Below are 2928 nucleotides of genomic sequence, written 5' to 3'. Positions count from 1 at the left end.
CCTGGTGGAAAAGCCCTCCATAGGCAAGATGCCGCAGCATTACCCAGAAAAGGGCTACATTCCTAAAGTTCCCAAGGATCCCTGGGGCAATGAATATGTTTATCTCAGCCCGGGCGAACACGGAGACTTCGACATTATTTCGTATGGCGCCGACGGTGAGGAGGGCGGCGAAGGCAAGGATGCGGACGTGCGCAGTTGGGAAATTGAGTGAGCGGGGCTGGGAGGCTGGGAGGCTAGGAGGCTGGGAAGCTAGGAGGCTGGGAGGCTGGGAGGCTTCCGGCTTCGCCTGTGGCTACGCCGTGACAAGAGGAGGCTAGGAGCGGTCGGCTGCGCCTGCGGCTCCGCCGGGTTATCGGTTATTGGCAGGTATCACGGCAATATGTTGGTAGGCGCAGGCTTCAGACTGCGTTGGCCGGTCTTGATTTCGATTCACGGGGTGTGATTGGCGGCATGATGTAGTTGGACTGACAGCCGCTGGCTGCGCCGGGGTTATCGGTTATCAGGGTAAGGTGCAGCGCCTTGCGCCATCTTTGCCTTGTGCCCTGTGCCCTGAGCCTTGCGCCAATATCCGTGTGCCTAATGGCTGATAACCTGACCACCTGGTCCATCGGTGCCTTTATGATTCAACACAGAGATTGTTGTGCTGGTTTCACCCTTATTGAACTGACAGTTGTCCTGCTGATACTCACCATTGCCCTGGGACTCGTTCTGCCCGAAGCCTCATCTCTTATTTTCCGGAACAGTCTGCAGACCAGTGCCAGGAGACTTGCTGGAGCTGTATCGTACGCCCGCAGCCAGGCCATGGTGGAGGGACGTCCCTGGAAGCTGGTTGTGGACCTGGACAACAACAGTTACTGGCTGGCGGCAGGCACTGGCAATGCGGATGCAGGCCACACCAGGAAGAGAAGCCTGGAAAGCGGCGTCAGATTTGTGGATGTAGAGATTCCTGGACAGGACACCAGGACTGCTGGCCAGGTGACTATCCACTTCAATCCCAAGGGGTTGGCCGAACCTGCGGTGTTGCACATCGAGGGCAGCGGCAATAAAGTGAGAACACTGCGCATCAAGGCTTTCAACGGCAGACTGGTCATTCTGGATGGCTATGTGAGGGTGGAAGGGTAGGAGGCGGTCGGCTGCGCCTGCGGCTCCGCCGGGTTATCGGTTATCAGTTATCAGGTCTCAAAAACGAGTTCGTAGGAGAGGCTTTTCCCGGCGGCGGGACAGGCTAGCCACGACCTGATTAATGAGATCTTTACCGGTTTGAAGGCTGGGAGGAATAAGCGTTCGATCGCTGCGCTTGTTCGATCGTTACCGTTCGACGAGCTCACGGTTCACTTGTTCGATCATCCCGCTCCGCGGGATTTGTTCGATCGCTCGCTTGGCGCTCGCTCGTTTTGTTATAGGGCACATGGCGCAGGGCGGCCGGCTACGCCGGAGTTGTCAGTTATCAGTTATAGGTTATCAGGGTGTGAAGCAGGCGCGAAGCGCTGGATCTACCCTGGGCCGTGCACCCTGCGCCTGACACCTGATACCCCCACCAGGAGCTGAATGATGTCCACACGGAGTTGCAAGACGGCCGGCTTCACTTTGCTGGAGGTGATGGTGGCTGTGGCTATTCTGGCTATTGCTCTGGTGGCCATTCTCAAGAGCAGCGCCCAGAGCCTGGATGTGCTGGGGGCTTCGCAGAGGGGCACCACGGCAACGCTGCTGGCCGCCAGCAAGCTGGCTGAAGTGGAGGCAGCTGGCGTGGAACAGTGGAATGACTATCAGGGAGATTTTGGCGACGAGTATGCGGACTTTTCCTGGGAGATAGATACAGAACCCATCTCAGTGGAGGGTCTCTACCGGGTGGTGGTCACAGTCAAGAGCAGGGAAGAGGCAACCGTGGTCGAGCTGGAGGAGGTGGTGCCAGGATCATGAGCCGTCAACAGTGCTGCAGCGCCGGTTTTACTCTGCTGGAGATCGTGGTGGCCCTGGCCATTCTGGCAGTGGTGTTTACCAGCCTTTATGGAGCCTACAGCCAGACCCTGGAGACCGCCGACCTGGTGGAAAGGGGCAGAGATGTGGAGCAGGTTGCCCGCCTGGTTCTCCTGCAGATGAAGGATGATCTGGCATGCCTCTACCTGCCGCCGGGTGGAGCTGCGGGCACCGAATCGGCCTACCAGTTCGTGGGCAGCAATGTGGAGGCCGACTCTGACGGCGGAGTGGTTCTGGAATTTTCCTCCACTTCGCATCTTGGTTTCGATGCTCGCTTCCCAAATCTGAGCATCAATACCATCAGGTATGTGCTCGAAAAGCAGCCCGAGCAGGAGAAACTCTACAGGATTGTGCGGCAGGAAGTGCCCCTGGTGGATTTGCAGGGGGAGGAGGCTCAGACCAGCCTGGAGCTTGCTGATGAGGTGAAGAGTGTCACCTTCAATTTTATTGATAGAGATGACCTGGTGCACTCGGAGTGGGACACCAGGCAATATGGCGGCAGGGTTGTGCTGCCCAAACTGGTGGAGATACGGTTGGCTATGGCGGCAACCGGGCGCCCTTTCGTCCTGAAGGTGGCGCTGGGGGTGAGATGAGCCAAGGGCATTAGGCGGAGCCAAGGGCATTAGGCGAAAGGCATTAGGCGTTAGGCGTTGGGCGTTGGGTTGGGAGGGCGCTCTGCGCAATATTTGTCGAATGCCCTGCGCCTTTTGTCAGGGCATTAGGCATTAGGCATTAGGCGTTGGGCATGGAGTTAGTGACAGCGCATCGCGCAATATTTGTCGAATGCCCTGCGTCATGAGCCAAATGTCCTATAATTTGACTTTCTGACCTTGGAAAGTTTTGAAATGATGGCAAGAGTGTTGCGCAGGTGGTGGCGGGATCCCCAGGGTGGGGCAGCACTTATACTTGCTCTGCTCATGATTACCGTTCTGGTGACGGTGGTTATTGAAA

Annotated in this window: 4 protein-coding genes; all 4 read left to right on the top strand. The window is 57.3% G+C overall.

Features of this window, described 5'->3' with window-relative positions; translation table 11 throughout:
- The coding region (locus JRI89_17565) for a type II secretion system protein GspG (protein ID MBW2073040.1) at positions 1–211 on the top strand (211 nt) is incomplete at its 5' end.
- Positions 212–579: 368 nt separating this feature from the next.
- On the top strand, positions 580–1122 hold the full coding sequence (locus tag JRI89_17560) for a GspH/FimT family pseudopilin (protein MBW2073039.1): 543 nt from the start codon (positions 580–582) through the stop codon (positions 1120–1122).
- 426 nt (positions 1123–1548) lie between these two features.
- A complete protein-coding gene (locus JRI89_17555) occupies positions 1549–1920 on the top strand; it encodes a prepilin-type N-terminal cleavage/methylation domain-containing protein (protein MBW2073038.1) in 372 nt (123 codons plus the stop codon).
- Positions 1917–2570: a prepilin-type N-terminal cleavage/methylation domain-containing protein gene (locus JRI89_17550; protein ID MBW2073037.1), complete on the top strand. Its 654-nt coding sequence runs from the start codon at positions 1917–1919 to the stop codon at positions 2568–2570. Before JRI89_17555 ends, JRI89_17550 begins: the two co-directional genes overlap by 4 nt.
- Positions 2571–2928: the final 358 nt, after the last annotated feature.

The organism is Deltaproteobacteria bacterium, assembly GCA_019309045.1.
Classification (GTDB): Bacteria; Desulfobacterota; Syntrophobacteria; order BM002; family BM002; genus JAFDGZ01.
Note: the sequence above shows the minus strand (reverse complement) of the source record. Positions and strands in the feature narration are given on the sequence as shown.